This window comes from Niastella sp. OAS944 (genome assembly GCA_024809215.1).
Lineage (GTDB): Bacteria > Bacteroidota > Bacteroidia > Chitinophagales > Chitinophagaceae > Niastella.
The window spans coordinates 475,021-499,721 of record JANUBW010000005.1; the positions used below are offsets into that span (position 1 = coordinate 475,021).

The following is a 24,701-nucleotide window of genomic DNA, read 5'->3' on the forward strand; positions in this document are numbered from 1 at the left end:
ATAATGTTAAGAGATAAAGGCAGGCAAATATTTCTGTTTGATCACTTCTATATGGTGAAGCTCATGGCCTATGGTGGCTTTCAGGAATTCTTCAACGGTCAATTCATATTTCCAGGCCTGACCGGTTAGCATCAATTGTTCTTTCGACAATGATCTTATAAAGCTATTAGAGGCGTTCCTGACGTTTTCAAGATCGGTGATCAGTTGACTTACAGGCTGTTCATCAAAACGGCTGTTGTCAACAAAGGTGTCCTGGTCGTAACCGGGCAATGCGGTTTTGTCGTTTCGGCTGAACCGGAGCGCGCGATAGGTCATAATGCGTTCGTGATCGGTAATATGACCAATTATTTGTTTAATGCTCCATTTACCCGGTGCATACCGGAATGATGCATTTTCTTCTGAAACTGATTTTAGCAGATCGAGGTTTTCTTTCGAAGTAAATAATTGATAGGGATCTTTATCGCCTAATAATTCAATATAATACGGGAATCCGTCGCTGATAGAATATTTCATCCGGACAATTTAGAAAAAAAATCTATTATTCCCTTGATTACCATGATAAAAATATCTGTACCGCAAATTGTTTTATTGCCCGGCGCAAGCGTTTAGAAGCTATGTGGAGCTGATTTTTTACCGTTTGCCGCGAAAGCGACAGATCGCCGGCGATTTCGGAAATGGATTGATCGTGATAATAATTGCGAATGAAGATCCTTTTCATTTTATCGGGCATATCGGTGATCTCTTTCTCAATGGCCTGATGAATATTTTCCTGCTCCTGTTCCTGCTGCATAAGGGCATAATCTGGATCGGAAATGGCCTGATGCGCCAAAAACGCCTCCAGGTTCCTGTAGTGTTTTTCACGCAAACCTTTAGAGCGGAAATAGTTGAATACTTTATGATATAAACACGCTACCAGGTATGAACGTACGGCTGCATCATCGGGTAAGGAAGGCATCGATCGCCAGATATCGGCAAACAGGTCGTGCACGAGATCATAGGCGTCTTCGGCCGAACCTGTTTTTTTACAGGCCAGCTTAAATAATAATTCCCAATGCTGATAATACCATTCATTGAACACCTGCTCATCAGCATTGAAAGAACGGGGCTGCGGTTTAATTGGTCGGTCCTGCCACATATCTATAACAGTAATGCGCAAATTATATAATGCATTTATATTGTACTGTTATGAAACTATGAACACATGTATTTAAAACATAAGACTTAGACCTACCATGATAAGCCTAAAGCATACACATATGCTTTAGTAACAATTATTGCTATAAATACTTTACGTGTAACGGTGACATAAAATATATTATCTCAGTTGCTAATATTGAACAAACAGTAAAACAGGCTTAACTCATTTTTGTACTGATGCTACGAAACAAAAACTTAACATTGGAAAATAAAATTCCTTTGTAATTTTACAATAAGATAATACACAGAGGTTAAAGCCAGCTCCCGACACTCCCTCTAACCTCCTTTCACGATCCGGTTTATGAACTTACTATTCCGATTCATTCTCACTGAATAAATCGGCGAGCTATTGTGTCCGTTCCTGATGAATGACCTCCAAACCGTAAAAAAATAAATTTTAAGAGATACTGATCTTGTAGCAACACCCTGTTGTATTACAGGGAACCATAACCTTATTCTTCAACATTAAGAACCTGCAATGCTATGAAAAAGAGTAACGCGGTCATTATGATCATATGCACGTTGATCATTACCCTGTTCGTTTACACAGCTTCATCAAAACTGCTCGATTATTATAACTTTCATTTCGGACTAACTGAGTCTCCTTTCATTGCTCCCTTTGCCGATATATTGGCCTGGACTATACCAGCCAGCGAGGGCAAGTCGGGAAACGCCCTCGCTTTTATAAAAGCTTATCGATGTTTGGTAACCCCTGCACATAAGCGTCCTGATAATCATTGTGCCACCAGTGCATTATTATTATCGATCTTTGTATTGAATTATCACATTGAAAAATGAATTACGCTAAAGTATTAGATGCCGCCCTTACCATGTTTCCCAGGAAGGTGAAAGTAACCTGTATAGATGGTGTTACTGAACAACCTATAGGAAAGTATAAAGTATTGTTACATCACTTACCAATAGTATTTGATAAACCAGTAACGCTAACAATAGACGGCAATGAATGGCGGGTAATAAAAGCCAAACCACATCATTCAGATGAGTTTTCAATATTTAAAAAACTCACGCTTCATGTATTGAACAAGGAGCAACTACAGCAAACGCCATTAGGTCATGATCTGCCCACCCGGCATGCTGTTATTCCGTCAACCACTGCGGCTCCATTCTATGAGCAATTCACTATAGATATGACACCCGACCAATGGTTGCAAATGGAGTTTTTACCAGCAGCTGAGTTAGCCAAGATACAGGAAGAACTGGCGTTGATAGACCCTATTATCTTAGCCGAAAACGGCAAAAACCCTTTATTAGGTTACGATACCCAACATATTCGACAGCAGACCGCTCATTTGGGAATAGATATTCCTTTTGACGCTTTTTGCGCTTCCATACAGGTAAACAAAAAGGGCAATGTAAGGATTGCAGAAAATAATTTTGTCGAAAACGGGTTTGCTATACAATCCGACAATTACGAATATTACGGCACGCTGGTCAACAATAGCATCACCCATTTAAGCATTACCGCCTTCGACAGCGTGGATGACGAGTTTTCACAACTTGTTTCTACCTGGGACCTGGTGCTGGTGGACTGGGTTCGATGCAGTATAACTACGATATAAAGCCCCTAACCCCTTACGTTCTCCAATGCAGCTTTTAGGCCCCTGCTAAAAGCTGCATTTTTATTTGCCCGATTTCAAAATTCAAATTAATTTACACGTTCAGGTCAACCCCTTCCAGGGTGCAACTTTGGAAGTTTAGTACACGATGCTCAGATTAGTAAGCCAACTGCCACTATTGGCTTAACCATTAAATGTTTTGAACAGCATGGCAAAAAAGAAACGCATTGCTGCAAAGAAGACTGCACAGGTAAAAAAGAAAGCAATAGCTACGAAAAAGAAAACTGCCGGTAAGAAGAAGAAAACCGCAAAAAAAGCATCCGCGTCCCCACAGCCAGTCACACAAAGACTGGTCATTCATACAAACGACATTACAAAGATCCTGGGCATAAATATCCGTACGGCCCAACGATTGCTACAAACGATCCGTGAAGAATTGGGCCGGAAAAAGAAAGATTATGTGTCAATAAAAGAGTTTGCCGATTATGTACATCTTACTGAAGATGAAGTAAAGCAAAACCTTAGCGAATTGTCGCTTAATTGACGGATAATACGGTTTTTGCCGGAAACGACGCCTTAAAGCACTTTTAACACATTACAATAGGCTGTTTGACAAATATCAAACAGCCTATTTCATTTTTGATATTTGTCATATCATTCTCCCCACTTACCGGCGCCTATTTCTTCGTGATCTTTTATACCCCAGCCATCCATGGCATTATTTTCCTTCGCAGAAACACAAATATGTCCTATGTCGTGCAGAAAGGCAGCCAGGATCACTTCTTCATCATACCCCTCCTGCTCGGCCAGCCGGGCTGCCTGTACCATGTGCTCGAGCTGTGTTACTTTTTCGCCGGCATACTCAGAGCCGCCGAATTCTTCATATAAGCGAATAACTTCGTTTGCGATGTTTGTTGCGTTTATATTGATCATACACTTATTTATTTTACCAACCACATTACTCCGTTAATGTCATCATTACCGCTGTACTGGGTTTGTAGCGCACTTGTATAGTTGGTTGTATTGGCTGTTTTTTCCGAGACCGCATACTGAAAGCGTAAGGCTATGCGGGCGCTGTTGCCGGTGCCGGGCCCTGTAGTAAAAGTGGGCACACCGGTGCGGCGCCAGGTGAAGTAAGACTCCAGGCCCGAATGGCGGAACAATGCCAGGTAACGTTGATTGAGGATCTGTGTTAAGCCCGTTGCATTGTTTCCGGCATAGGCAACAGATGTTTGAGCATAATAGTTATTAAAGTTGACCGCAATAGCATATTTATCATATACTACATTGGCACTACCAGGGCTTCCAGATTTCAAAAAGAATGCATCAAAGGCGCCGGTCTCCGGAATATTATAAAACGCCATGGAAGCTTTTATCCCTGCTTTATAATAATCTTCTGCTGTACCCAGTTGACCTGAGCTCACCCAGCCCCTGTTAATGGCTTCGGCAATATTGAAACACATTTCAGCAAACCCAATTTGTATAGAAGGCTCTGCCGTATAGGTCTCATAAAAATGTTTACGATTGATAAGTGAGTACTGTCCGCCATTTGCTTTTATGTACATAGCGCCAATATCTTCACCCGGGCTGGCTCCTAAATATGCATCAAAATCTGCGGGGCTTTTTCCGCCAGTTACCAATGCCGAAGCGGGTTCAGCAGTTACAAAAACCCGGGGGTCTTTCAACTGCGTAAGCAAACCTACATACGTTGCCGTCATATTATACCGTAAGGCATCGAACCCAAAATTATCGGGGCTCATTGGATAATCGTTGGTGGGATGTTTGTATACAAACTGCAGGTTATCGCCTGCATCCTCCATTACAGGGTATTTGCTTTTGTTTGAAAGAATGGCAGAGAATTGTTGCTTCACGTTAAGCTCGGCATCATCGATCCTTTTGCTTAAATGCAGCAACAAACGCAGACGGAAGGTGTTCACCAATTTTTGCCATTTCGTTAACTTGTTATTGTAATAAAAGTCGCCATCCAATGACGCATCGTTTGCGGCTATTAACTGGGCCAACTCGTTATTGGCACTATCAAGCCATTGTAACGATTGTTGAAAAACCTTTTTCTGTTGATCATACACCGGGGTAAGTTTTGTGCTTCCCAGCAATGCTTCAGACATAGGCACATCGCCCATTGACAAACTCATTTGGGTAAAGAAATAGGCTTTAAAGAACTTTGCCAGCGCTGCATATGGATTCAACTGTGCGGCGCCACCTTTTATAGCCTCTTCCTGCATTTTCACTACATTCTTAAGTGTGAGATAATGATCATCGCCAGCCCCAAAATCGTAGCGATTATTGCCATAATAGTCGTAGTTACAGCAATAATACTGGCACCAGCGTTCCTTCATGCCCGATGGGGCATCATACATTTTATATAAAATACCATTCAATAGTAAGGAAGCAGGTACCGAGGTTGGTTTGTTCTCGTTTTTATTCATGTCGTCAAACGACTTCTTACAACCGGTTGCAGCTAAAACAACCAGAATAATGATCGTATATTGAAAGTGTCTCATTATAAAAATTATTAAATCAACGAATATTGAGTTGCAGGTTTCAAGTTGCAGGTTACAAGGACCTTGTAACCTGCAACTTGAAACTTGAAACATTTAAAAAATAATATTCAGGTTCACGCCATACCTGCGGGTTGTTGGCGATTGCAGCCCAGTAGCACCCAGTGCATAATTGTATTGGTCAAGATCAACGTCTTTGAAACGTTTGTCCTTATAGAAATAGATCAGGTTGCGGCCGAGAAGCGAAATGCTGGCGCGGTTGATGAATGTGCGACTCAGCAGGGCAGTTGGCAAATTATAAGTAAGCGTAACCTCACGCAATTTGGCATAGGTCTTACTCATTAAATTAGCCTCATCAATACCATAATACTTGCTCACATAATCCTGCACATGGGTAGCTGTTTTGTTAGCGGTAAACTGCAGGTCCTTATAATTGATGATATTGCCATCGTTGTCGTAATTAAGCGGTATGTTGTTAGATACCACCACACCATCTCCAACATATATACCAGAGTAATTCTTATCACCGGCATGGTCATTATCGGCTTTTCTTGCAACACCTAAAGCGCCCTGTACGGTTTCGATATTACGACCACCGCGCATGGTTTTATTATGCATATAGTCGGTTGTAACGCCGCCCACACTTCCATCAAATTGAAAACCGAGTGTAAACCCTTTATAACCGATCTTGTTGTAAATGCTCCATTGGTAATCAGCATTCAGGTAACCCAGGAATTGCGACACCGGATTATTCAACGGCTTACCGGCATTATCATGAACGATCTTACCATCGGCGGTCTTTACAAACGCGCTGGTATATAATTTATCAACGCGATCATTTACTTTATAGAAGGTAGCATAGGTAGTTTGTCCCGGGGGTAACTCCTTATATCTGTCCTGGTAGGTTGACCAGTTTATCATTACATCCCAGAGCAGGCCATTTTGCAGTTTGAGCGGTGTGCCGGTCAAAGTAAGTTCATAGCCGGTCTTTTTAGTAACCAGGGCATTTATATAATAAGCGCTGTAACCGGTGGCAAGTGAGGATACGTTCTGCAAAATACGCGGACCATCTACATATTGAAAGGCTGTAGCGCTTAATCCTAACCGGTTTTGCAGGAACCTAATATCAATACCTTCCTCATAGTTAACCCGCTTAAAAGTTCTAATATTTGGATCGAACATGTTATTCGAGAATGCGGCTGCAGTTTGGTTATCGTATTGCTTGCTGGTTGAATATGCAGCCTGCAGCGAATAATCGGGTCCGCCATAAGGAGATAAATAATTATTTCCATAATCAAGCGGGTAATCGGTCAATGAGTTTCCCGATGGTGTGTTTCCAAAGGCCGAAATGGTACTGAATGGCGCCATACCAATGGTTGGTGAAGTAGCATCGCCACGAACCTGAGCATAAGAACCTCTTACCTTTAGGAAAGAGATGGCTGCAGGCAACTGAATATAATCTGATAAAACGCTTGATACAGAAACAGCAGGATAAAAACCACTGGGGTGCGCTTTTGGCAAGGCAGTTGATTTATCTACACGGCCTGTGGCAGAAATGGTTGCATATTTACCCAAGGTAGCATCAAGTGAATAATAGGCACTCAGCACCCGCATATCTGCCGAAAAACTACTTGCCTGTACAGGGTTTAAAGAATTACTGAAAGCATATACCCCGGGCACGTTCAGGTAATCGGTAGAAGTGAAGTTTGAGTTATAGAAAAAAGACCGCACATTGCCACCCACTAAACCAGAAAGGTTAAGAAACCTGCGTACATTATAATTATAAGCAAGCTGTACTTCTGTGTTGTTCTCAAACAAATTGCGATGATCTTCGCGATAGTCGCCCCGGGCGCCTTCACGGCCGTACGGATGGGCCGAGAACGGCATTTTTTCGGTACGCAATAAGCCATAAGTAGTAGCCTGCGTGCGGGCGGTTACATTCAGGTTGTCGTTGAGCTTATAATTCGCAGATACATAACCGTACAGATCGTTCTTGTAATGACCGCGCAACCACTCATACACCATAAACCAGGGATTGTGGTAGCGTTGATATTCGGCAAATACCGATTGCCTGCCTGTTTTGCCCGATTGCCAAATACCTTTGATGTCTGGCGATTGCACATCCCAGTCGGCGCCGGTCCAGATACCAACGTTATAGAGCAAACTATTTGGGCCATAATCAACATCGGGGAAGTTGGGCGTATACTGACGGTTATAGTTCAGATTAGCTTCTATCTTTAGCTTTGACGATGGATTGAATGCACCATACATATTGAAGTTGGTTATGTTCAGGTCCATATTGGGAATATAGCTTTGCTGGTATGAATGCGATAAAGAGAAGCGCAGGTTATAATTGTCGCCGGTAGCATTCAATGCTATATTATTGGTTGATTGAAAACCGGTACGTAAAAAACGGTTCAGGTTATTTTTTCCACGGGCCACCCAGGGCGTTGGTTTTATATGACCAGTAAAATCCTGATCGTGGCCGCCGGGAAATGAAGTAACATAGGTTTGCGCAGGATCATATTCGCCATCATATTGAGGGATCAGCTGTCCTTCGAAGCGAGGGCCCCACACATCATAGTCATTGTCATTCTTGCCACCGCCTTTACCATCGCCAAAAGCATACGTGGCATTCTCGCCAGGGCCATATTCATCCTGCACCCGCGGAAATGCCAGAAAACCTTTATCCATAGAATTGGACGAATTGAACTCTACCGTGAAACCTTTGCGTTTGGCGCCCTTTTTAGTGGTGATCAGTATGGCGCCATACTGCGCACGGTAACCATATAACGCAGCAGCGGCCGGTCCTTTCAACACAGTATATGACTCTATATCATCAGGACTTATATTCCACGTATCGGTACTGATAGGAATACCATCTACCACATATAAATTGATCTCATTACCACGAAGCAGCACAGTTGGTTTGCGTAATAATTCAGCTGATGCCCCAACTGATAAGCCAGCCACTTTACCTGTTAAACCTGTAATGGGGTTTTGATCGCGGGCCTTTACCAAATCTTCCCCTTTTACTTCCTGTACGGCATAGCCGAGTTTCTTCACTTCTTTTTTTATACCAAGGGCGGTAACCACCACTTCGCTCAACCCGTTTGATGATTCAGTGAGCGATACCGTTATATCATTACCGGTTATGGCAACTTCTTTTGTTTGATATCCTATACCGCTCAATACCAGTACATCGCCTTCTTTTGCCTTAATAACAAAAGCGCCGCTGGCGTTACTGGACGTTCCGGCAGCATGGCCTTTCACAAGTACCGAAACACCTGTGATGGGCTCATTGTCTTTGGCGGAAACCACTTTTCCGGTAATTGATTGCTGAGCATGAACTAAAAACGGGACAATAAACAGCCACAAAAAAAGCGTGACTTTTTTTACAAGGTATAGCCTCATAAATCAGTTTTTTGGATGAGGAGAGCAGAAATTCTTCGTCCACGAAATTATCGAGGCTCTGTAAAGCGAGTGTTAGGGGTATTTTATGAAAATATTAATTGTTTAGCATAGCTAAACTAATGTATAGTAATATTAAAGTAATATATGGAGGGAATTAAAAGAAATAGACTACCAGCATAGAGGCATCACTATTACCAATATTACGAAGGCGGTGGCGGGCGCGGCCATCGAAGAATAAGGTATCGCCGGCATCGAGCGTGAACTTTTCTTTTTCGATCTCGTATTCGATCTTTCCTTTAAGCACATGTTTACATTCAAAGGCATCGGTACGTATCATTTGTCTACGCACTGCCCCTTTCTTCAACTCAAGTAACACAAAGTCTACCGCCTGGGCCATAACGCTTTTGGTAAGTATACGCTTGTAAGAAAAGCCTTTTACCGGTTCCTTCTCAAAGGCTTTTTCTTCGCCCTTGCGTATTATTAAAACATGCCCGTTGGTGAAATGCTCATGCATATCATCAAAAAATGTTTTTACATCTTCCTGCAAGCCATGTATTAAATTGAACAGCACCGGTAAAGAAGGTACCGTGCGATTGTTTTCTATTTGAGAGATCAGCCCTTTCGTAACCCCTGCCCTGTTGGCCAGTTCTTCCAGTGTAATGTTCTTTTCTGTACGTTTACTCTTTATGTTCTGCCCAATAAGCAGTATCAGATCTTCGTGCATAGCTATACTTAAATATCGTTGAGCAAGTTAATTCAAAAGCTCATAAATGTAGAACATATAGAATTAAAAAAGGCGTGGCACACTTTAAAAGTGTACCACACCTTTTTTAATAAGTATAATTACAAATTAACTACAGCCAGAATGGGATAATGATCTGAAGGGAATTTGCCATGATAATGATCTGACAATATTCCCCATTTTTGTGCTTTGAAGGGAGCGGTAACAAAGATGTGATCGATGATCTCTGTTTTTTGCAGATTATTACCAAAGCTGTTAAATGAACCATTATTGGCATAAGGGTGTGCCACCTGTTTGAAAGTATCTTTCAGCCAGCCCGATGTTTCGAGGCTTTTATACCATTCGCTTTCATGGCTGCCATTGAGATCGCCGGTAAACACCACGGGATCGTTGCCTGCTATTTCCTTTATTTTTTTAAGTATAAGCAGGCTGCTTTCACGGCGTGCCTGTACCCCCTGGTGATCATAGTGTACGTTAAAGAAATAGAATTTCTTTTTCGACTTTTTATGCTGCAACTGTACCCATGAACAAATACGGTTTATGCGTGCATCCCAACCCGGGCCTGGTTTTTCGGGTGTGGCAGACAACCAGAAGTTACCGCTTTTAAGTACATTGAACTTAGCCGTTTTGTAAAAGATGGCAGAGTGTTCGCCTTTCGCCTGGCCATCATCGCGGCCTGCGCCAAAGAAACTATATTCAGGCAACGCAGTCTTTATATCATCGAGCTGGTTACGTAAACCTTCCTGTGTGCCCAGGATATCGAAATCATGAAATTGTATAAGTGAGGCTACCACCGGCGCTCGGTTCACCCACAGGTTACCCGTGTCGCGCGGGTTATCGAAACGTAAATTAAATGAGCCAACAATAAATGACTGGCCGTGCACAATGACCATGCAAAAAAACGCAATTGCTAAAACAGAGATTCTCTTTAATGCCATATTTCCTGATGTTATTAGTTTTATTACCAGAAAGGGTTTTGTACGAGTGCCGGGTTTACATTAATGTCGTTTTGTGGTATTGGGTAAAGATACTTCTTCCCGCTGCCAAAATTTCTGCTAACATTATTTAGCCAGGTAAGCTCACCATACGTGTCGTTCGATAAACGTTGCGGGTTTCAGGATAAACGACATTACAGTCAAGGCCAGATTAACTGTTTGTTATTTCTTCCCCACGTATATGATCATACACAGTTAATACGCTGGTAAAAATGACATCACATGCCCCAACTATTTTTAAAACTTAAAATTTACCAGCCATGTACTTATTCGACTGGCTCGAAAACATTGATAAGATCGCATTTACTTTTATCCATCGCGATATGAGCGCCAGCTGGCTCGATGGCTTTATGTTATTATTGCGCAACCAGTATACCTGGGTACCATTATATATATTTATCCTTTATTGGATCTTAAGGCGCGACAGGCCTACTGCATTAAAATTTATTTGTCTTACCATATTATGTTTTATTATCACCGATTACACCAGCGCAAGCATTCTTAAATTTCATTTTGTACGCTTACGTCCCTGCTACGATGAAGATATGACCACCGTTGTTCGCGGCATCATTGGTTGCGGTGGCAAATATTCATTCCCATCGTCACATGCTGCCAATCATTTCGGACTGGCCACTTTCTGGTTCTTCTCTATTATTCATATTACCCGCCAAAAATGGTACTGGCTTTGGTTATGGGCATTTATGATAGGGCTGGCCCAGGTTTATGTGGGCAAACACTTCCCTTTTGATATTGCAGCTGGCGCTCTACTTGGTATTATTACCGGACTGAGCATGTTTAAATTATTTGAGAACTGGAACAGGCGTGATTATAAGAAGTACTTTAAAAAGACAGTAATTTTAAATCAGGGAGCTGTAGGTATATAGCTTAAAGAAGTAAGAGATAAGAAGTATGAAGTAAGAAGAGCCCGAAAATTTGAGACTCGCGCTTTGTATTTCCTACTTCATACTTCCTACTTCTTCAACCTAATAAACTCTATGACTCTAGTTCAATCAACATATCAACAAAAGAAACTACCGCTCCCCTCCAATACCAACGCGTGGTTCATATGGCTGGTTATAGCAGGTATCATAACGAATGCCACCGGCTTATTTCTGCCCATTCTTGCCCCTGATGGCGCACTGTACGCCGCCATTTCAAAAACAATGGCCCTTAATGGCGACTATGTGAATTTGTTTGTTGAGGGCAACGACTGGCTCGACAAACCGCATTTCCCCTTTTGGATCACCGCCTTTAGTTTTAAGTTGTTTGGCATACACTCCTTTGCTTATAAACTTCCCGCCTTACTCTTTTGGCTGGGCGGCGCTTTATATACCTATGCTTTTGCCAACAAATTATATAATAAGCAAACTGCGCAATGGGCAACGCTTATTTATATCTCTATTGAGCACCTGATACTTTCCAATAACGATGTACGCGCCGAACCTTATTTAACCGGATTAATGATAGGCACTGCCTATCATTACTATCTGGCCTACCGTAATAATAAATGGAAACATTACATAGCAGGTTCATTATTGCTGGCCTTCGCTATAATGACCAAGGGTATTTTTATTGCCTGTATGGTTATGGCAGGTTTTGTTATTCATTGGATAATAAAAAAGGAATGGAAACAATTTCTTAATTATCGTTGGTGGGTAAGCATGGTGTTGGTGCTTGTATTTATTATGCCCGAACTGATCACCCTTTACGTCCAATTCGACAAACATCCGGAGAAGCTGATATTTGGGCAGCACAATGTATCAGGCATCCGGTTCTTTTTTTGGGATAGCCAGTTTGGCCGCTTCTTTAATACCGGCCCAATAAAAGGCGCAGGCGACAAACTGTTTTATGTACATACGCTTATATGGGCTTTTTTGCCGTGGTCAATTATTCTCTTTTTGCTGGCAGGGTCGTATATCAAAAATTATAAAAGAGCCATTACACCGTCGGGTAATTATATCTGTAGCGGTATTTCCATTGCGGGGTTCCTCGTGTTCTCATTAAGCCGGTTTCAGCTACCGCACTATTTAAATATCCTGTACCCATTCTTTGCTATTATTGTTGCCAACTGGCTGCTGAACCTAAAGAACAATACGCTGCTAAAAACTATTGTTTACAGTCAAAATACTTTGTTCTACCTGCTTATAGTTGCCTGTATTGGTCTTGCATTTTTTGCGGGGCTGCCGTACAAGGTCCCGGCCATTATTTTGCTGGCGGTTTTGGCGTTTGCCTTGAACCGCCTTTTCCCCGGCAATGCATTACAACATCTTATTGCCCGGTCGTTCGGAATAATTATGGTGGTAAATCTGTTCCTGAATACACTGTTCTATCCTGAGCTCTTTCAATACCAGTGCGGCAATGAAGCGGCCAGATCTTTAAACACCACCGGCCCGCAGGATGTTTATATGTTTAGAGATGGATCCTCGGAATATTCATTTCAATTCTATTACAAGGGGCAAATTCATTGGATAGATGCTCAGTATCTGAATAACATGCAAAAGGAGATCGTTGTATATGCATCCCGCGAAAAGATCGATCAACTGAAAAACATGAATTATCCGGTACACATCACATTGGAGCTTCCGAATTTTTCTATCAGCCGCCTCAACGGAAAATTTCTTAATGAAGTTACCCGCGAACAAGCTGTTGATCATATGGTGATCGCCACCATACAGCCCGGCGTACTGGCCAGGCGGTAAGAAGTGTTACAAATACAGCTGCACCATTTTACGCCAGTGATAGGGCCGGTGTGCTTCTTCGTCCCACACAAACAGGGAGTGATCAATTTTTTTATCGCTAAGCACCGCGCTTAAATGTTTGTTGTTATCATAAAAGGGATCTTCGCGGCCCACGGCCAGGCATATTGACTGTTTCCGTATTTTATCGAGTACAGAGGTGTCGGTTAAATTAGGCATGTACATACTGGGCATATTATAATAGATATTCTCATCAACATACCCATTGAACAGGTCTGGGAAAGTATTGGCAGAAAGGGTGAGATCGAAGCGGGCGCTCATAGACACCACTTTATTGAAGAACTCGGGATATTTAAAAGCAATGTTCACGGCATGGTAACCACCCAGGCTGCACCCTGCCGATATCAGCCCGGTGAAATTGGGCCTGAACATAATAAGCGGAAGCACTTCCTGAAGAATATAGCGCTCGTATTGCAGGTGACGGGCAATTTTATCGGCGGGCGGCACCTGCGCATAAAAGCTTTCAATATCTACACTGTCAACACAAAACAATTGCAGCTGTCCCTTTTCAATTTTATCCTGCAACACATGAACGATCTTCCAGTTCTCATAATCATAAAACCGGGCAGTGCGGGTGGGAAAGAAAAGCACCGAAGCGCCGCCATGACCAAAAGCAAGCAATTCCATATGCCTGTACAACGAGGGGCTAAACCACTTATAGTATTTTCTGGTCATGCTTTTCTAGACACACAAATTCAGTAAAAAGATGTATCGTACCTGTTATGAAATCTTAAAGCCCGATGCAAAATGATTGAGCAAAATTTCTTTCCATAAAAGATAACCTTTTTTGCTCAAATGCAAACCATCGGACTCAAACAATTCTTTTACCGGCTGCCCATTGGCGTTCAGCATGTGATCGAAAATATTGAGGAAGTGTTGGCGGCCATTTGTTTTTTCAATTTCTGCTTTTATAAGCTCATTGGCATAGCGTACCTGCTTTTCGAGGTTCCAGCGGGCTACGCTGGGTTTTATTGAAATATAGGTCAATGGCACATCGGGGAAGCGTTTTTGCAAACAAGCCTGAAACTGGCGGAAAAATATATACACTTCTTCCGGCGTACGGCCATCACCGAGGTCGTTCTCACCGGCATAACATACAAAATGTTTGGGCGCATAAGGCTCCATTATACGATCGAAAAACCAAACACAGGCCGCCAGGGTTGACCCGCCAAAACCAAGGTTTACAGGCTGAAGCGGTTTCAGGTCCTCATACATACCCTCCCATAACCGCATGGTTGAGCTGCCATAAAAAATAGTTTCGGGCGTATAGGGTAATGTGCCTTTTAATGATTCCAGTTTTTTAACGTCGTTCTCGTACCAGTTCATTTGTTTTATTGCTTAATAATCAGCGTCGAAATTACATTAATTACCAATTACATAGGATATAATCGTCATAAACCGCATAATAAACTGATAACGTTGCTGTAACATTCAGATAGCATAGTTGAGATAGCTTTGATAAAAACCGGTTTGCACTGCCTGCCGCCGCATTGGTATGGTGGGTGCTTTCGCAAAAGAAATACGATCTGTTGTTATCATGGAGAATGTTATTGTACGTTGCCATCATTGGCATGGTTGCCGCACCCTGGTACGTCATAATACACAAGGCAACAAATGGTGAATTCACAAGAGAGTTTTTCTTCCGGCATAATTTCAACCGTTTTGGCGAACCTATGGAAGGCCATGGCGGGCTATTTATAATGGTGCCCATGTTTGTTTTGTTAGGACTATTGCCGGTTTCTGTTTTTATTGGGGAACTATCGAAAAAATACGCAGCTACCACCGCAACACCCTGGTACGGCTTTGCATGTATGTAACAGTTGTGTTTATCGTATTCTTTAGTATCTCAGGCACCAAACTGCCCAACTAGCCCATGCCCTGCTATCCTTTTGTAGCGGTGTTGTTTGGGTATTTTCTAAACAAGGTTATAACCGGGCAAATAAAAGTAAAAGAATATCCATTATGGGTATTGGTATCTATAAATGCCTTGTTACTTACAGCAGCCTTTATTGGATTGGGGCTTGAAACAGCCACCCAACAATTTAAAGGCTGGGCATTTTTGTTTGTGGTACCCCTGCTTACATCGGCAGCCAGTTGGTATTATTTTAAAAAGGAAGGTTTGAAAAAAGCCATGCATATAATAATAGGCGGTTACTCTGTCTTTAATTTATTATTCCTGGCCATTGGCTACCCCGCCGTTTATAAACATAACCCGGTTACCAAAACGGTTCACCTGTTGCATAAAGACGAGCAGGTGTATTCATATAAGATATATAATCCGGCCTATAACTTCTATTTAAACAAACCCATTAAAAACATCGATACGCCCGGGCAACTGAATGAAGTAATAACAGCGCATCCCGATGCCCTTGTTATTTCGCGCGAAAGCCTGTTGCCCGAACTGGCCGGTTTACATTATACATTACGGGCTAAGGAACGCGATCTGTTTGAAACGGCAACCACCGTTATTTTGAGCGGCAGATAATATAAATAGATATTATATAAAAACACTAACAAACCAGCGACATATCGGAATATGTTTAACAGGCACATTTTTCATATAAGTATTATGTCTTAGATGAAAAAATAACGCAAACGATTGTTTGCATTTGATGGATTATTTGATTAATCTTGCGTCGTCCAGGCCTTATTCTCCCCCAAAGTTCGTGTAACTCTTCTGCGTGGAAACAATGCTACGTTACCGAAAGATGATATCTTTCGGGCTTTATTTTTATTCCCCTTTATCGCTCATTTATTAAATGAAATGCTAATGCATATCACGAACGACCTTCTTGCTAAATTAAACAATGAGGATCCGGCAGCGTATAAGGAGCTATTCAATGCTACCTTCAAACCCCTTACGATATTCGCCTTTCGTATGACCGAGGATGAAGATGAGGCAGAAGATATTGCTATCTCCGCTATCAGGAAGTTGTTTGGCAAGAAGCTCAATTTCAATGCTATTGAGCAATTACAGGCATATTTATATATCTCAGTAAGAAATAGTGCGCTTAATTATTTACGGCGGGTGGCAAAGAAAGATGATCCACTGAAAAAGAAGCTGCAGGACGAAATGCCTACGGTTGAAGAGCCCACTGTTAATAAGAAATATGAAATGGATTATATGCGTAAGCTGATCGATATCGCCCTCTCGAGCCTGAAGCTGGAGAAACAATGCGAATCGGTCATCAGGCTTTATATGAAGAATTTGCAACCCGACGAAATTGCTAAAGAGTTGAATATTAGCATGAACCAGGTATATACGCAACGGTCGAAAGGGCTGAAGGCCCTGAAGAAGTTCATGGAAGAGAACGGGGATAAATATGACATTCCTGTCGTACTTCTACTATTAGCTTTACTTATCAGGATATGTTTTGGGTAACAATAAAAAAAATGTTCTCCAATTTCTTAATGTTTGGTTTAGATCGGGTGTTTTATCAAATAGAAGACTACATGTTGATCTAAGGGGGCCTCTTAAAAGTTAACATTAAACCTTATTACCAAACACCTTACAAATCGAACACATGAAAGCACTATCTCGCAATATAGCCCAGTTAGCATTGGGTAAAGCCGATGATGCGCCTTTGAGTAGCGATGAACAGGAAATTTGTGAGGAGTGGACATCTGGCAAAGCATTGGACTATATGAAAGTTGACACAAGTGACCCCCGGCTTTTGGAATACGCAGCTCTTTACGACAAACTGGAAAGCAAACAGGAAGCTGTATGGGAAAGCATCGTTGCCGCCCACTCGCTTTCGGTTCCGGTTCAGGAAGAAGCGCCCGTAGTTCAAATGCAAACAGGTAACCGCCGCAAACGCACCTGGATGGTCGCCGCTATATTAACAGGTAGTATTATAGGCGGTATCGCCCTTTACCAGCTAATCAATAACAACAAGCAACCAAACGCAGCCGGCACTATACCTGCCGTAGCAGAGAAACCAATTGAACCTGGCAGACAAAGAGCGCTGCTTACTTTGGCTAACAAAACAGAGATCGACCTTGATACCGCACGGCCTGGCATTATTGCTTACCAGGACCAAATGGAGATCAGTAAAGAAAGCGACAACCAACTCGTTTATAAAATATCTGATAACCATAAGCAGGCCGTAACAACATTGGACAATAACCTGAAAACACCATATGGTGGCGAATACAAGGTAACGTTGGCCGATGGTACCAGGGTATGGTTAAACGCCGGTTCATCATTAAAATACCCGGCCGCTTTTAATGGCAATGATCGTACGGTTGAAATTAAAGGCGAAGGTTATTTTGAGGTGGCCGAAAACAAGGCAAAACCTTTCCGTGTGCTTACAACTGATGGCACTGAGGTAAAAGTACTGGGCACTAAGTTCAATGTAAAGGCCTATGATGGCGACAATGCAGTAACTGCCACATTGGTAAGCGGCGCTGTAGCCATTCAGAACGGTACTGAGCAAAAGAACATAAAGCCCAATCAACAGGCCATAGTTACCAGCGAAGGCATAGCTATTAAAACCAAAAGCAAGGAAGAAGTATTGCAACAACTTGCATGGAAGAATGGCATGATCAATTTTGAAGGCGAAACGGCACAATCGATACTGAAACAAATAGGACGCTGGTATATTGTTGATACCAGGGTTGAACCAGGTACCCCTGAAACCACATTAACGGGTAACGTAGATAAAACAGCATCATTGGCCGACGTACTGAAATTGTTGAACACCACAAACGAAAGCGTACTGTTCACATTGGATGGACATACCGTGGTGGCCAAAGCAAAAAACAATTAACCTTAAACATATAAACAATAACATAAAAAACTGAAGAACTTGTCCAGGCTGTACTTCGCAGAGAATACCATTAGGCTCCATTAAACCTCCTTTGATCAAAAGAAATCGCTGTGTAGCTGTAAAATGCTGCACAGCATTCCTCTTTATACCACACAAGCACAGGATTCCCGCCCGATAGCTGCTTTCGGGCAGCCGTAATTGTGATTTGTTAGCCTTATCGCCTGCTATTTCCAGACGTTTATCTGGCAATAGCGGGCATTATTAATTATATTGCTTCACACTGAAACTAACTACTTGTATGGTCAACTGTGTTCTATCTAACGATCGCTCCTGCCTGCTAAAAAAAGAACTGTTAAAACGTCGTCATTTTTTTAACTTCATAACCTATATAATACCGGAAATATACACCGTATGAAGAAGGTCCTTGGTTATTTGGTTATGGTGTGCTGTTTTAGTGTAGCAAAAGGTCAGGATGATGAACCCGGAACGCCCGGCATAAGCCTGGAAAGGGTTATAAAAATATTGAAACAGAAAGGTGTAACTGTGGTGATGGATAAAAAGAATTACAAACTGGCCGAGCCGGTTAGGGTACCTCTATTGCCATTTACCGATAGTACACTACCACGCATATTTGCAGTGCAACCATATCTCACATACGAATTCATGGCCAACCGGCATTCTGTAAGAAAGAAAACACCGGAGGAAATTAAAAATAGCCGCGCACAATTTGTGTTCCGCGTTGAAGGTATAGTAGTGAACGATTCTTCACGCTCATTACCTGCTGCATCAATTACATTACGGCCGGGCCGTACCGGTATTGCCACTAATAACGCCGGCGAATTTGATATACAGTGGAGCATTGGCGATACGCTCGAGATCTCTTACATCAGCTATAAACCTGTACTTATTCCCTGGCATAGCAGCCATAAGGTCCTCATCGTTCATATGCAGTTGGAAAACCCCAACATGGATGTGGCCATCGTAAGGGGTTATTCAACCAGGGAAAAAAGTAACACAGCAGGTGTGGCCCAGGTGCGGTTAAGCGGTGTACCTGTTGGTGATGTGCTGCGTATTGCCCAGGAAAATTTATCGGGCGTGTTTGCGCCACCTACCAGCGGCCTCGCCGGCACTACGCATAAATTTCAATTCAGAGGGCCTACTTCACTGGGCTCAAGTTCTGAATTAAACTACAGGCCCTCCAGCAGTCCGCTTTTTGTTGTTAACGGTATACCCTGGGCGCCATTGCTGCGGCCGGTGAACCAGTTAACTACCATGGTAGGCGAACCACAGGCGCCAGGCATTTCTGCCACGGGCTTTGATCCTTTCTTTACTATTAACCCACTGGACATTGAAAGCATCACCTTGTTGAAAGATGCAGAAGCCACTGCCATGTATGGTGCCCGTGGCGCCAATGGCGTTATATTGATCACCACTAAAAAAGGAACATCCAAAGAACCACGGTTAACGGTTTCGGCTTCTTATGGTATAGGGCGTTCGCTGCCCGGTATGTAATTGATGAATACCGAACAATACCTGCAAATGCGGCGTGAAGCATTTACAAACGATGGCATAGCTATTACTGCCGCTAAAGCACCCGACCTGGTATTGTGGGACCAGAACAGGTATACAGATATGAATAAGTTGATACTTGGGGGAACAGGCAATAACATGAATACGCACTTCTCTTTCTCCCAGGGCGATTCGTTGTTTCAGGTGATGGTAAATGGTGGTTATGGCAGCCAGACAGCCGCATTACCTTCGGATGTATACGGCAAACGATGGTCATTGTTATCAGATTTTTATTACCGCTCAAAGAACCGGAAACTAAAAACAGGGGTAACAGCCTCCTACTCCATTACAGAAAACAAATGGTTGACCGAAAACATAATGAATGCTACACTGCTGGCGCCCAATGCACCTGAATTAAAAGATGAAGCCGGTAATTTAGTTTGGGAGGGCAACGGCGTGCATTTTCGTAACCCCTTAAGTTATTTCAGGCTGAACGATAATATACAAACCGGCAACTCCTTACTGCATGCCTATGTACAGTATAAATTAATGCGGAAGTTGCGGCTGGAAACCTCTGTTGGTTATAATGAGATCAAGGTGCAGGAAAGAAGTAAAGAGCCCATGAGCGCTTTTGATCCTAAGTTAAATCCAACTGGTACCTATAGTGAAGCCAAAAATATCTTTACTACCTGGATTGTTGAGCCGTCCTTACATTATACCGATTCGCTTGGGGATAAGATACGGGTAGATGGCGTGATTGGCACCAGCTGGTCATCACAACTAAACGACCGCTGGAGCCGTGAGGATACCGGTTACATCAACGATCAGTTACTGGGTATTCCTGAAACAGCGCAAGGCTCAAAGTATTCAGCCGATAAATCAAAGTATTTATTCCTTTCCACCTTTGGCCGGGTTAAGTTCAATTTTAAAGACAAATATTTTCTAAGCTTAACGTTACGACGTGATGGTTCATCGCGTTTTGGGCCGGAGAACCGGTATGCCAATTTTGGCGCTATTGGCGCGGGTTGGATATTTTGGGAAAAAGAGAATGAAAAAGGCGCTAACAGTTATGCCAAGTTGCGCGCAAGTTACGGCACCACCGGTAATGACCAGATTGGCGATTATGCTTACCTGAATACGTGGGGCAAAGCCTTAAGACAATACCAGGCAATAACCGGTATCTTCCCCGAGGGATTGGCCAACCCTTACTATCAATGGGAAGTTACCCGCAAACTGGAAGGGGGTATTGAACTGCGCTTTAACGACTATTTCAGTGCCAATGTTATTGGTTATCGCAATCGAAGTAAGAACCAACTTATTAATTATAAATTGCCTACACAAACAGGTTATGGCAATATAGTTCAAAACTTTCCGGCAACCATCCAAAATACAGGGATTGAAGTGGACGCGGTTTTTAAAAAGAGCTGGGGTAAGTTTATGTGGTGCAGCAAACTGAACCTGGCTATACCGCAAAACAAACTGGTGCAATTCAACGACCTGGAAAATTCAGCTTATGCTAGTAAACTCATGATCGGAAAACCGCTTAATATTTTGATCGTACAGCATTACACAGGGGTTGATTCTGCAACCGGTTTGTTTACTGTAGCTGATCCAAACGAGAAAATAGCCATCAGTTATGATCCGGTATTTTTTGGCGGCATTCGAAACCTTTTTCATTACCAGCAATTTTATCTGGACACTTATCTGGAATTCCGTCAGCAAAAAGCGCCGCACTTTTCATCTTACTTTTACAATAGCAGTACAAGCACACCAGGTCAAACCGACCTTGACTTTTACAGCAATCTGCCAGCAGAACTGGACAACCGCTGGCGGCAACGGGGTGATCAGGCTACCTGGCAAAAGGTTAGTACATTGAGTTCTGGATCGATAAAAAATTCAATCCCAAACTGGGTAAACTCAGATGCATTATTGATAGACGCCTCTTATGTGCGATTGAAAAATGCACAATTGGGTTATACTTTTACGGAGAAGTTTTGTAAGAAAAAACATATAAAAGGTACAAGCATATATATAAGCGCCGATAACCTATTTACCATAACGCCTTTTAAAGGCGCTGATCCGGAATTACAGGTACCGTTTAGCTTGCCTTTGCAAAAAACGATAACCATCGGTGTACAAGTAACTTTATAAACTGTAGAGTATGTTCATTTTAAGGTATAAATACAAATGGGCTTTTATAACTCTATTTATAATTGGTCTATTCCCCGCTACAAGCTGTAATAAATTACTTGACGCCGGCTCGCCGACTAATCAAGTGACCACGCCGCAAGTATACGCAAGTGATTCGCTGGCACAAGCGGCATTGATAGGCCTTTATTATAATATAATGTACAATTTTGGGCCATTCAATGGTTACATAAGCCGTTATTGCGGTCTTGCTTCTGACGAATTAAACCGCACAACAGTATTAGATACAGATCAACCCTTTTTAATAAACTCAATACAAACCGACAATAAACCAATATGGAGTATATGGACGGTAACCTATGGCTATATTTATCAATGCAATGACCTGATTGAAGGGCTAACCGGTTCTAAAGCAGTTAACCCATCTTTGCGTGATCAGCTAATGGGAGAAGCTTATTTCTTGCGCGCCTTCAGCTACTTTTACCTGGTTAATTTATTTGGAGATGTGCCATTAGCATTAAATACTGATTATACAAAAAACGCCACTAAACCGAGAACACCGGTAGCAGAAGTATATAATCAAATAACTGGTGACCTTATAGAGGCAAAGAACCTATTAACAGATAAATATGTAACAACTACTGATTCATTGGCTCGGGTACGGGTGAATCGATTGGCAGCAAAGGCGCTGTTAGCAAGGGTTTATTTGTACAATGAACAATGGAGCAACGCGGCATCAGAAGCCACCGCTGTAATTGAGTCAGATATTTATCAACTGGAAACCAGTCTGGCGCAAACCTTCCGCTATCACAGCAAAGAAGCCATTCTACAGTTTATGACAATTATGGATACTTATAATACCGCAGAAGGTGGCATGTTTGTACCGGTGGTACCCAATGGAAGACCAGCTTTTATTTTGAGCGATACCACAATGAAAAGAATTGAAGCGGGTGATGCCCGGCGTTTATGGATAAGAACGGTAACCAGCAGTGGCAAACAATACAACTCGCCTTATAAATACAGATTAAACACCAATACTCCGCGGGAAGAATACAATATGGTGCTGCGGTTGGCAGAACAATATTGTATTCGCGCGGAAGCCCGGGCAATGTTAGATCAGTTGCCCGATGCGGTCAGTGACCTGAATAAGGTAAGGAAAAGAGCGGGGTTACCAGACCTGACGACCATTACCACCCAAAGCCAGGCGCTTGCAGCCATAGAACAGGAGCGGCGCGTGGAATTCTTTGCAGAATGGGGCCATCGCTGGTTCGATCTGAAACGGTTACCGGCCCGTACGGCTACACATCCCGGTGAAAAAAGAATTGATGAGGTGATGCCTGTTTGCCGGCCTGCTACCTGGAAGCCTACTGCGGCCCTTTGGCCAATCCCGAAAGACGAGATAATTCGCAACCCGGCATTGATCCAAAATGACGGCTATAACTAGTAACCGCTAATTACTTATTGAGGTCACTATATATGGTAGCAAAATACAAAGGCGCTGAAAAACCAAATTCAAATTCAAGCAAGCCTCCGTAATTGTAATGAGAAAACGAGTAGTTAGGAAACACCCTACGTAACCTTTCCATTTCCCTCCAAATGTCACAATAAGATCCGGCCGGGTCTGTAAGGTCGATGTCGGTAAACCATAGGTAGTCGTTTGACAAAGCGTACGATTGGCTAAACGGTTGCACGAAAGCAGCAGTGGTTTTTGCATTAATGTTTGCATTGGCAACAGTGAAAGCGCAAGCAAGTACAAAGAATGCGATGATCTTTTTCATAACTGATTCGGTTTTATGTGTAAATAATAAAAAACATATTTCTCCCATACGGCATTGCGTCAACGCAGCATGGACAATTTTGTTATTTCATCAATCCAATATAAGGGCAACAGGAAGCCTGCTACGCCGGTACCATGGCATAAGGCTAACACTTGCATAAGGCAATCTTTTGGATCACATTGTATTTAATGGCAGGGAAATACAGATGAGAGAAAGTGTAATATCGCTACAAAGGTATTGGTACATGGTACAAGTTAATGGTAGGTTAGTGCATCTTATTTTATGTAGCTGACAAACACTTTTTCACAGCTAAAGAGAACCCCCGTATTATATTAAACAACGTACTAATTGATTTGACAAAAGGTATCTTAAATTTAGTGATACCGCATGAATAGAAACACTTACATACAAAGCACTGAATAATAGTTTGCAATGAATAACGCTGGAATGCATAAACTTCTTTATCATATCTTACTGTAATGTGTTTACACTTGTAATTGATTTTTTATATTTGAAATTCATAATAACTACAATGCAACACCTCCTTTTATTACACGGCGCTCTTGGCAGTAAAGACCAATTGCAACCACTCGCAACAAGATTACAAAATACTTTTCATGTTCATAGCTTTAATTTTTCTGGTCATGGTGGCAAACCGTTCCCTGATATAGCATTTTCCATACCATTATTTGCAGAACAGATAGCGGAGTATATGAAGGAATCAAATATAGAGCAGGCTAATATCTTCGGTTACAGCATGGGGGGATACGCGGCCATGTACCTGGCTAAACATTTTCCTAACAAAATCAATAGACTTATAACGCTGGCCACTAAATTTCATTGGGACGACAAAACCGCCAATCGCGAAGTGAAGATGCTCGACGGTAAAACCATACAGGAAAAGGTGCCGGCCTTTGCCGCCCAGTTGCAACAACGCCATGCCCCCAACGACTGGCTGCTTTTGTTGGACAAAACAAAAGAACTCCTCACCCATTTGGGCAACCAAAACACCCTGCAGCCAGAAGATTATCCATCCATCACCACGCCATCATTGTTACTCTTAGGCGACCGCGATAAAATGGTTACCCTCGACGAAACGGTAGCCGTTTACAAACAGCTGCCCAATGCCCAGCTTGGCGTTCTCCCGGGCACACCCCATGCCTTTGAGCAGGCAGATCTGTCGTGTTTGGCGGAAATGATCGGGAGGTTTATAAACGAAAAAGCCTGAAAACAAAAAAAACATTCACCTATCCGGTAAATGTTTTATAAATATTTTACATCTCATTCAGTTTCCTTC

Annotated in this window: 23 protein-coding genes and 1 pseudogene; 13 read left to right on the forward strand and 11 right to left on the reverse strand. The window is 42.4% G+C overall.

The genetic code is table 11. The features are described 5' to 3' along the window. Window positions 1-6: 6 nt before the first annotated feature. Complete coding sequence (locus tag GGD38_RS22610) at window positions 7-513, reverse strand: DinB family protein (RefSeq protein WP_375301479.1); 507 nt, start codon at window positions 511-513, stop codon at window positions 7-9. Between the two features lie 37 nt (window positions 514-550). Next, window positions 551-1,156 (reverse strand): RNA polymerase sigma factor, encoded by a 606-nt coding sequence (locus GGD38_RS22615; RefSeq protein WP_375301480.1) that lies wholly within the window; start codon window positions 1,154-1,156, stop codon window positions 551-553. A gap of 524 nt (window positions 1,157-1,680) precedes the next feature. Here GGD38_RS22615 and GGD38_RS22620 point away from each other — a divergent pair. From GGD38_RS22620 to GGD38_RS22630, 3 genes are all read left to right on the forward strand, one after another. Further along, window positions 1,681-1,995 (forward strand): MauE/DoxX family redox-associated membrane protein, encoded by a 315-nt coding sequence (locus GGD38_RS22620; protein WP_375301481.1) that lies wholly within the window; start codon window positions 1,681-1,683, stop codon window positions 1,993-1,995. Next, on the forward strand, window positions 1,992-2,777 hold the full coding sequence (locus GGD38_RS22625) for a hypothetical protein (RefSeq protein WP_375301482.1): 786 nt from the start codon (window positions 1,992-1,994) through the stop codon (window positions 2,775-2,777). Before GGD38_RS22620 ends, GGD38_RS22625 begins: the two co-directional genes overlap by 4 nt. Before the next feature lie 205 nt (window positions 2,778-2,982). Next, window positions 2,983-3,318: a hypothetical protein gene (locus tag GGD38_RS22630; protein WP_375301483.1), complete on the forward strand. Its 336-nt coding sequence runs from the start codon at window positions 2,983-2,985 to the stop codon at window positions 3,316-3,318. A 110-nt stretch (window positions 3,319-3,428) separates the two neighbouring features. On the opposite strand, the gene GGD38_RS22635 is transcribed toward GGD38_RS22630, so the two are convergent. The 6 genes and pseudogenes from GGD38_RS22635 to GGD38_RS22660 all read right to left on the reverse strand — a co-directional run. Further along, window positions 3,429-3,707 carry an HD domain-containing protein gene (locus GGD38_RS22635; RefSeq protein ID WP_375301484.1) on the reverse strand — a complete coding sequence of 93 codons (279 nt, stop codon included), beginning with the start codon at window positions 3,705-3,707 and terminating at the stop codon, window positions 3,429-3,431. A gap of 8 nt (window positions 3,708-3,715) precedes the next feature. Further along, window positions 3,716-5,296 (reverse strand): SusD/RagB family nutrient-binding outer membrane lipoprotein, encoded by a 1,581-nt coding sequence (locus tag GGD38_RS22640; protein ID WP_375301485.1) that lies wholly within the window; start codon window positions 5,294-5,296, stop codon window positions 3,716-3,718. 93 nt (window positions 5,297-5,389) lie between these two features. Beyond that, complete coding sequence (locus GGD38_RS22645; protein ID WP_375301486.1) at window positions 5,390-8,707, reverse strand: SusC/RagA family TonB-linked outer membrane protein; 3,318 nt, start codon at window positions 8,705-8,707, stop codon at window positions 5,390-5,392. Between the two features lie 154 nt (window positions 8,708-8,861). Next, a complete protein-coding gene (locus tag GGD38_RS22650; protein ID WP_375301487.1) occupies window positions 8,862-9,431 on the reverse strand; it encodes a helix-turn-helix domain-containing protein in 570 nt (189 codons plus the stop codon). Between the two features lie 119 nt (window positions 9,432-9,550). Further along, window positions 9,551-10,387 carry an endonuclease/exonuclease/phosphatase family protein gene (locus GGD38_RS22655; RefSeq protein WP_375301488.1) on the reverse strand — a complete coding sequence of 279 codons (837 nt, stop codon included), beginning with the start codon at window positions 10,385-10,387 and terminating at the stop codon, window positions 9,551-9,553. 23 nt (window positions 10,388-10,410) lie between these two features. Next, window positions 10,411-10,515 (reverse strand): annotated as a pseudogene (locus GGD38_RS22660) (RagB/SusD family nutrient uptake outer membrane protein); the annotation flags it as partial. 189 nt (window positions 10,516-10,704) lie between these two features. Between GGD38_RS22660 and GGD38_RS22665 the strand changes: the two are divergent. Together GGD38_RS22665 and GGD38_RS22670 are read left to right on the forward strand one after the other, a co-directional pair. Then, entirely contained in the window at window positions 10,705-11,328 is a 624-nt protein-coding gene (locus GGD38_RS22665) for a phosphatase PAP2 family protein (RefSeq protein WP_375301489.1), read from the forward strand. 111 nt (window positions 11,329-11,439) lie between these two features. Continuing rightward, a complete protein-coding gene (locus GGD38_RS22670; RefSeq protein ID WP_375301490.1) occupies window positions 11,440-13,143 on the forward strand; it encodes an ArnT family glycosyltransferase in 1,704 nt (567 codons plus the stop codon). 6 nt (window positions 13,144-13,149) lie between these two features. On the opposite strand, the gene GGD38_RS22675 is transcribed toward GGD38_RS22670, so the two are convergent. Together GGD38_RS22675 and GGD38_RS22680 are read right to left on the reverse strand one after the other, a co-directional pair. Next, window positions 13,150-13,875, reverse strand: coding sequence for an esterase family protein (locus tag GGD38_RS22675; protein ID WP_375301491.1), 726 nt, complete (start codon window positions 13,873-13,875; stop codon window positions 13,150-13,152). A gap of 45 nt (window positions 13,876-13,920) precedes the next feature. Then, entirely contained in the window at window positions 13,921-14,526 is a 606-nt protein-coding gene (locus GGD38_RS22680) for a GDSL-type esterase/lipase family protein (protein ID WP_375301492.1), read from the reverse strand. Window positions 14,527-14,744: 218 nt separating this feature from the next. On the opposite strand from GGD38_RS22680, the gene GGD38_RS22685 reads away from it, so the two are divergent. The 7 genes from GGD38_RS22685 (at window position 14,745) to GGD38_RS22715 (ending at window position 23,070) form a co-directional block, all read left to right on the forward strand. Next, window positions 14,745-15,017: a hypothetical protein gene (locus tag GGD38_RS22685; RefSeq protein ID WP_375301493.1), complete on the forward strand. Its 273-nt coding sequence runs from the start codon at window positions 14,745-14,747 to the stop codon at window positions 15,015-15,017. Between the two features lie 56 nt (window positions 15,018-15,073). Further along, window positions 15,074-15,685, forward strand: coding sequence for a hypothetical protein (locus GGD38_RS22690; RefSeq protein ID WP_375301494.1), 612 nt, complete (start codon window positions 15,074-15,076; stop codon window positions 15,683-15,685). Between the two features lie 285 nt (window positions 15,686-15,970). Then, entirely contained in the window at window positions 15,971-16,582 is a 612-nt protein-coding gene (locus tag GGD38_RS22695; RefSeq protein WP_375301495.1) for an RNA polymerase sigma factor, read from the forward strand. Between the two features lie 142 nt (window positions 16,583-16,724). Beyond that, window positions 16,725-17,969 carry a FecR family protein gene (locus GGD38_RS22700; protein ID WP_375301496.1) on the forward strand — a complete coding sequence of 415 codons (1,245 nt, stop codon included), beginning with the start codon at window positions 16,725-16,727 and terminating at the stop codon, window positions 17,967-17,969. Window positions 17,970-18,380: 411 nt separating this feature from the next. Next, complete coding sequence (locus GGD38_RS22705; RefSeq protein WP_375301497.1) at window positions 18,381-19,481, forward strand: TonB-dependent receptor plug domain-containing protein; 1,101 nt, start codon at window positions 18,381-18,383, stop codon at window positions 19,479-19,481. A gap of 3 nt (window positions 19,482-19,484) precedes the next feature. Beyond that, entirely contained in the window at window positions 19,485-21,629 is a 2,145-nt protein-coding gene (locus tag GGD38_RS22710; RefSeq protein WP_375301498.1) for a hypothetical protein, read from the forward strand. Window positions 21,630-21,639: 10 nt separating this feature from the next. Beyond that, window positions 21,640-23,070, forward strand: a complete 1,431-nt coding sequence (locus GGD38_RS22715) for a RagB/SusD family nutrient uptake outer membrane protein (RefSeq protein ID WP_375301499.1) — start codon at window positions 21,640-21,642, stop codon at window positions 23,068-23,070. A 10-nt stretch (window positions 23,071-23,080) separates the two neighbouring features. Here GGD38_RS22715 and GGD38_RS22720 read toward each other — a convergent pair whose 3' ends face one another. Beyond that, the gene (locus tag GGD38_RS22720) at window positions 23,081-23,404 is read right to left on the reverse strand and encodes a hypothetical protein (RefSeq protein WP_375301500.1); all 324 of its coding nucleotides are present in this window, start codon (window positions 23,402-23,404) and stop codon (window positions 23,081-23,083) included. A gap of 532 nt (window positions 23,405-23,936) precedes the next feature. Between GGD38_RS22720 and GGD38_RS22725 the strand changes: the two genes are divergently transcribed. Beyond that, the gene (locus GGD38_RS22725; RefSeq protein ID WP_375301501.1) at window positions 23,937-24,632 is read left to right on the forward strand and encodes an alpha/beta fold hydrolase; all 696 of its coding nucleotides are present in this window, start codon (window positions 23,937-23,939) and stop codon (window positions 24,630-24,632) included. The last annotated feature ends 69 nt before the right edge of the window (window positions 24,633-24,701 follow it).

Excerpts from the sequence above, each read along its gene's own strand:
- GGD38_RS22655 (WP_375301488.1), bottom strand. The coding sequence starts at position 10,387 with ATGGCATTAAAGAGAATCTCTGTTTTAGCAATTGCGTTTTTTTGCATG.
- GGD38_RS22625 (WP_375301482.1), top strand. The coding sequence starts at position 1,992 with ATGAATTACGCTAAAGTATTAGATGCCGCCCTTACCATGTTTCCCAGG.
- GGD38_RS22720 (WP_375301500.1), bottom strand. The coding sequence starts at position 23,404 with ATGAAAAAGATCATCGCATTCTTTGTACTTGCTTGCGCTTTCACTGTT.
- GGD38_RS22705 (WP_375301497.1), top strand. The coding sequence starts at position 18,381 with ATGAAGAAGGTCCTTGGTTATTTGGTTATGGTGTGCTGTTTTAGTGTA.
- GGD38_RS22680 (WP_375301492.1), bottom strand. The coding sequence starts at position 14,526 with ATGAACTGGTACGAGAACGACGTTAAAAAACTGGAATCATTAAAAGGC.
- GGD38_RS22665 (WP_375301489.1), top strand. The coding sequence starts at position 10,705 with ATGTACTTATTCGACTGGCTCGAAAACATTGATAAGATCGCATTTACT.
- GGD38_RS22670 (WP_375301490.1), top strand. The coding sequence starts at position 11,440 with ATGACTCTAGTTCAATCAACATATCAACAAAAGAAACTACCGCTCCCC.
- GGD38_RS22690 (WP_375301494.1), top strand. The coding sequence starts at position 15,074 with ATGCCCTGCTATCCTTTTGTAGCGGTGTTGTTTGGGTATTTTCTAAAC.
- GGD38_RS22645 (WP_375301486.1), bottom strand. The coding sequence starts at position 8,707 with ATGAGGCTATACCTTGTAAAAAAAGTCACGCTTTTTTTGTGGCTGTTT.
- GGD38_RS22675 (WP_375301491.1), bottom strand. The coding sequence starts at position 13,875 with ATGACCAGAAAATACTATAAGTGGTTTAGCCCCTCGTTGTACAGGCAT.
- GGD38_RS22630 (WP_375301483.1), top strand. The coding sequence starts at position 2,983 with ATGGCAAAAAAGAAACGCATTGCTGCAAAGAAGACTGCACAGGTAAAA.
- GGD38_RS22635 (WP_375301484.1), bottom strand. The coding sequence starts at position 3,707 with ATGATCAATATAAACGCAACAAACATCGCAAACGAAGTTATTCGCTTA.
- GGD38_RS22620 (WP_375301481.1), top strand. The coding sequence starts at position 1,681 with ATGAAAAAGAGTAACGCGGTCATTATGATCATATGCACGTTGATCATT.
- GGD38_RS22610 (WP_375301479.1), bottom strand. The coding sequence starts at position 513 with ATGAAATATTCTATCAGCGACGGATTCCCGTATTATATTGAATTATTA.
- GGD38_RS22700 (WP_375301496.1), top strand. The coding sequence starts at position 16,725 with ATGAAAGCACTATCTCGCAATATAGCCCAGTTAGCATTGGGTAAAGCC.
- GGD38_RS22725 (WP_375301501.1), top strand. The coding sequence starts at position 23,937 with ATGCAACACCTCCTTTTATTACACGGCGCTCTTGGCAGTAAAGACCAA.
- GGD38_RS22695 (WP_375301495.1), top strand. The coding sequence starts at position 15,971 with ATGCATATCACGAACGACCTTCTTGCTAAATTAAACAATGAGGATCCG.
- GGD38_RS22640 (WP_375301485.1), bottom strand. The coding sequence starts at position 5,296 with ATGAGACACTTTCAATATACGATCATTATTCTGGTTGTTTTAGCTGCA.
- GGD38_RS22650 (WP_375301487.1), bottom strand. The coding sequence starts at position 9,431 with ATGCACGAAGATCTGATACTGCTTATTGGGCAGAACATAAAGAGTAAA.
- GGD38_RS22710 (WP_375301498.1), top strand. The coding sequence starts at position 19,485 with ATGAATACCGAACAATACCTGCAAATGCGGCGTGAAGCATTTACAAAC.
- GGD38_RS22685 (WP_375301493.1), top strand. The coding sequence starts at position 14,745 with ATGTTATTGTACGTTGCCATCATTGGCATGGTTGCCGCACCCTGGTAC.
- GGD38_RS22715 (WP_375301499.1), top strand. The coding sequence starts at position 21,640 with ATGTTCATTTTAAGGTATAAATACAAATGGGCTTTTATAACTCTATTT.